Raw genomic sequence first — 4,774 nt, forward strand, 5'->3', positions numbered from 1 at the left:
CCCCAGGCGACGGAGGTGGCGGGCAGTCCGTCGGCGCGACGCTGCTCGGCCAGGGCGTCCAGGCAGGCATTGGCCGCCGCGTAATTGCCCTGACCAGCGCCACCGACCGTACCCGCGAACGACGAGAACAACACGAACGCCGACAGCTCCAGGCCCAACTCACCCGCCAGCTCGTGCAGATGACACGCCGCATCCGCCTTCGGGCCGAGGACTCTCGCCAGACGCTCCGGAGTCAGACCGTCCAGCACACCGTCATCCAGCACACCCGCCGCATGGAACACCGCCGACACCGGGAACTCCACCAGCAGCTTCGCCACCGCATCCCGATCAGCCACATCACACGCCACCACCGAAGCCGTGACACCAGACCCGGCGAGCTCCGCCACCAGATCCGCGGCACCCGGAGCATCCAGACCCCGACGACTCGTCAGCACAAGATCACGCGCACCAGCCGAAGCCAGCCAACGCGCCACCCGCACACCCAACGCACCCGTACCACCGGTCACCAGCACCGGCCCATCAGGCCGCCAGCCCTCACCCACCACCGGAACGAAAGGCGCCCTCACCAGACGACGGACGAACACACCCTCCCCCCGCACCGCAACCTGATCCTCACCAATGACGCCGGAAAGAACCGCAGCCAGCCGACCCCCGGTCGAGTCATCCAGCACCGCCGGAACGTCCACCAGACCGCCCCACCGCTCACCGAACTCCAACGCAGCRACCCGACCCAGACCCCACACCTGCGCCCGCACCGGATCCACCACACGGTCCGACACACCCGTCGACACCGCACCACGCGTCACACACCACAACCGGGCCCCGACACCCGCATCACCCAACGCCTGCACCAACGACAACGAACCCGCCACATCCAGCAGCGACACCACACCCTCCACCACACCCACACCCGCCAGAGCCCCGGCCAGCTCCCCACGGGAACGACCACCCGCCACCAGCTCCACCACCTCCACACCCGACGCCGACAACACACCCACCAGCTCCGCACCCCCCACCGCAGACACCACCAACCACCGCCCCGACAGCCAGAAGGCCGACTCGGCCGGGTCGGACCCGGCGTTCCGCCCGGTGCCGGGGCGCGGCCAGTACCGGCGGCGCTGGAAGGCGTAGGTGGGCAGGTCGACGTGGTCGGGGCCGGCGTCGGCGAAGGCGGGCGACCAGTCGACGGCGACGCCGCGCACGTGGGCCTCGGCCAGGGAGAGCAGGAAGCGTCCCGGTCCGCCGTCCTGGCGGCGCAGCGAGCCGACGGCGCAGTCCCCGAGGCCCTGGATCAGCACCGGGTGGGGGCTGCTCTCGACGAACACGCCGAATCCCTGCTCGCGCAGGGCGCGCGTGGACTCCTCGAAGCGCACGGTCCGGCGGGCGTTGCGGTACCAGTACTCCGCGTCCAGTCCGGCGGTGTCCTGCCAGTCGGCGGTGACCGTCGAGAAGAAGGGCACGTCCGCCGGGCGCGGGGAGAGGTCCGCGAGGAGGGTGAGGAGTTCGTCGCGGATCTCCTCGACGTGGGCGGAGTGGGAGGCGTAGTCGACGGCGATGCGGCGGGCTCCCTCGGTCCCGGCGAGCAGCGCGTCGAGGGCTTCGGGGTCGCCCGAGACGACGACCGAGCGGGGGCCGTTCTCGGCGGCGATGGACAGGCGCTCGTCGAGGCCGGCCGCCACCTCCTCACGGGGCAGCGGGACCGACACCATGCCGCCGCGGCCGGAGAGGGCGAGCAGGGCCTTGCTGCGCAGGGCCACCACCCGTGCCCCGTCGTCGAGGGAGAGGCCGCCCGCGACGCAGGCCGCGGCGATCTCGCCCTGCGAGTGTCCGAGGACGGCCGCCGGTTCCACTCCGTACGAGCGCCAGAGCGCGGCGAGGGAGACCATCACGGCCCACAGCGCGGGCTGCACCACGTCGACGCGGGCGAGGGCGGCCCCGTCGGTGAGGACCTCGCGCAGCGACCAGTCGACGAAGGCGGACAGGGCCCGCTCGCACTGGTCCATCCGCTCGGCGAAGACGGGGCTGGTGGCGAGGAGTCCCGTGGCCATGCCCGTCCACTGGGAGCCCTGGCCGGGGAAGACGAAGACGACCTTGGTCCGTCCGTCCGGTGCCCGGCCCTCGACGAGACCGGCGGCCGCCGCGCCGTCGGCCAGCGCCGCCAGTGCCGTGTCGAAGGCGCCGGGGTGGTCGGCGACGAGGACGGCGCGGTGGTCGAAGGTGGCGCGCGTGAGGGCCAGGGACCGGCCGATCCCGGCCGGGTCGTGGCCGGGGCGGGCGGACAGGAAGGCGCGCAGTTCGCCGGCCTGGGCCCGCAGGGCGTCGGCGGACTTGCCGGACAGCACCCACGGCAGGGCGGTGGAGGCCGCGGGGGTTGCCGGGGCGGCCGGAGTGGGTTCGGCGGCGGGTTCGGGTTCCTCCAGGATGACGTGGGCGTTGGTGCCGCTCATGCCGAACGAGGACACTCCGGCGCGGCGCGGCTGCCCGTCGGCGGGCTGCCAGTCGAGGTTCTCCGTGAGCAGTCGTACGGCGCCGGCCGCCCAGTCGACCTGGGGCGTGGGCTCGTCGACGTGGAGGGTGCGGGGCAGGACGCCGTTGCGGATGGCCTGGACCATTTTGATGATGCCGGCGACGCCGGCCGCCGCCTGGGTGTGGCCGATGTTGGACTTGACGGAGCCGAGGCGCAGCGGCCGGTCGGCCGGCCGGTTCTGCCCGTACGTGGCCAGCAGCGCCTGTGCCTCGATCGGGTCGCCGAGGGTGGTGCCGGTGCCGTGGGCCTCCACGGCGTCGACCTGGTCGGCCGTCAGGCGGGCGTTGGCGAGGGCCTGGCGGAGCACGCGGCGCTGGGAGGGGCCGTTGGGGGCGGTCAGGCCGTTGGAGGCGCCGTCCTGGTTGACGGCCGATCCGCGGACCACCGCGAGGACCCGGTGACCGTTGCGGCGGGCGTCCGAGAGCCGCTCCAGTACGAGGACTCCCGCGCCCTCGCCCCATCCGGTGCCGTCTGCGGCGGCCGCGAAGGGCTTGCAGCGGCCGTCCGGGGCCAGGCCGCGCTGGCGGCTGAACTCGGTGAAGGTGGTCGGGCTGGCCATGACCGTCACCCCGGCCGCGAGCGCGAGCGTGCACTCCTGCTGGCGCAGGGCCTGCGCGGCGAGGTGCAGGGCGACGAGGGAGGAGGAGCAGGCGGTGTCGACGGTGACGGCGGGCCCTTCGAAACCGAACTCGTACGAGATCCGGCCGGACAGCACGCTGGTGGCGTTCCCGGTGGCCAGGTAGCCGTCGACCTCCTCGGGACCGCCCACGAGGACCGTGCCGTAGTCGGTGCCGTTGGTGCCGACGAACACACCGGTACGGCTGCCGCGCAGGGTGTCCGGCGCGATCGCGGCGCGCTCCAGGGCCTCCCAGGAGGTCTCCAGCAGCAGGCGCTGCTGGGGGTCCATGGCGAGGGCCTCGCGCGGGGAGATGGCGAAGAAGCCGGCGTCGAAGTCGGCGGCGCCGTCGACGAACGCGCCTTCGCGGACGTACGAGGAGCCGGGCCGGTCCGGGTCCTCGTCGAACAGCTCCTCCAGGTCCCAGCCCCGGTCGGTGGGGAACGGCGACACGGCGTCACGGCCGGCGGCGACCAGGTCCCACAGGCCCTCGGGGGAGCGGACGCCGCCGGGGAAACGGCAGCTCATCGCGACGATGGCGATGGGCTCGCGGGCCGCTTCGGCGAGCCGCCGGTTCTGTTCGCGCAGCCGCTCGGTCTCCTTGAGGGAGTTCCGCAGCGCGGCCACGAGCTTCGCGTCGGGCGTCGCCGTGCCGGATGTCGTCACTGCTTCGGGCGTAACCATGTGTCAGCTCCTCACTTCCCGGACCGTCAGGAGTCCGTGTTGTCCATGGCGAGACGGATCAGGGCGTCGGTGTCCATCGCGTCGATGTCCTCCGGGGCCGTGTCGTCCGGGTCGGCCGCCGCGTCCTGCGCGGCGGCCCCTTCGAGGCCCGCGAGGTCCAGGAGCACCTCCAGCAGGCCGGCCTCTCTGATCCGGGAGAGCGGCATCGAGGCGAGCGCCCGGCGGATCCGGTCCTCCTCCGGGTCGGCCTCGCCGAGGTCCCCGCACAGTTCGGTGAGCAGGTAGGCGGCGAGGGCGGCCGGGTTGGGGTGGTCGAAGACGACGGTGGCGGGCAGGGTCAGGCCGGTGGCCCGGCCGAGCCGGTTGCGCAGTTCGACCGCCGTCAGGGAGTCGAAGCCGATGCCCTTGAAGGGCTGTTCGGCGTCCACGCGCTGCGGTGATCCGTGGCCGAGTACGGCGGCCACCTGGGTACGGACCAGGTCGAGCAGTACGTCGCTCCGCTCGGCGGCGGCCGGCAGGGCCGCCAGTCGTGCGGCGAGGCCGGCGTCGGCGCCGTCCGGTTCGGCGGGACGGACGGCTTCCGGGATGCCGGCGAGGAGCGGGCTCGGGCGGGCGGAGGTGAAGCCCGGCGCGAAACGCTCCCAGTCGATGTCGATGGCGGTCAGGGTGGCGTCGCCCCGGCCGAGGGCGCGGGCGAGTGCGGCGAAGGCCGTGTCGGTGGCCAGTCCGGTCATGCCGGCGAGGCGCATGCGTTCGGCGACGGTCTCGTCCGCGGCCATGCCGTTGTCGGCCCAGGGGCCCCAGGCGACGGAGGTGGCGGGCAGTCCGTCGGCGCGACGCTGCTCGGCCAGGGCGTCCAGGCAGGCATTGGCCGCCGCGTAATTGCCCTGACCAGCGCCACCGACCGTACCCGCGAACGACGAGAACAACACGAACGCCGACAGCTC

General features: G+C 73.5%; 2 protein-coding genes. Both read right to left on the reverse strand.

Translation table 11 applies throughout. The annotated features are described in order from the left end of the window. Positions 1 to 3,827: type I polyketide synthase (locus AB4039_RS41615; protein WP_442273236.1), on the reverse strand; the 3,827-nt coding region annotated here is incomplete at its 3' end. A gap of 26 nt (positions 3,828 to 3,853) precedes the next feature. Beyond that, a partial coding sequence (locus AB4039_RS41620; RefSeq protein WP_442273237.1) for a beta-ketoacyl reductase occupies positions 3,854 to 4,774 on the reverse strand: 921 nt, incomplete at its 5' end.

This window comes from Streptomyces sp. M-16 (assembly GCF_052114405.1).
Taxonomy (GTDB): Bacteria; Actinomycetota; Actinomycetes; order Streptomycetales; family Streptomycetaceae; genus Streptomyces.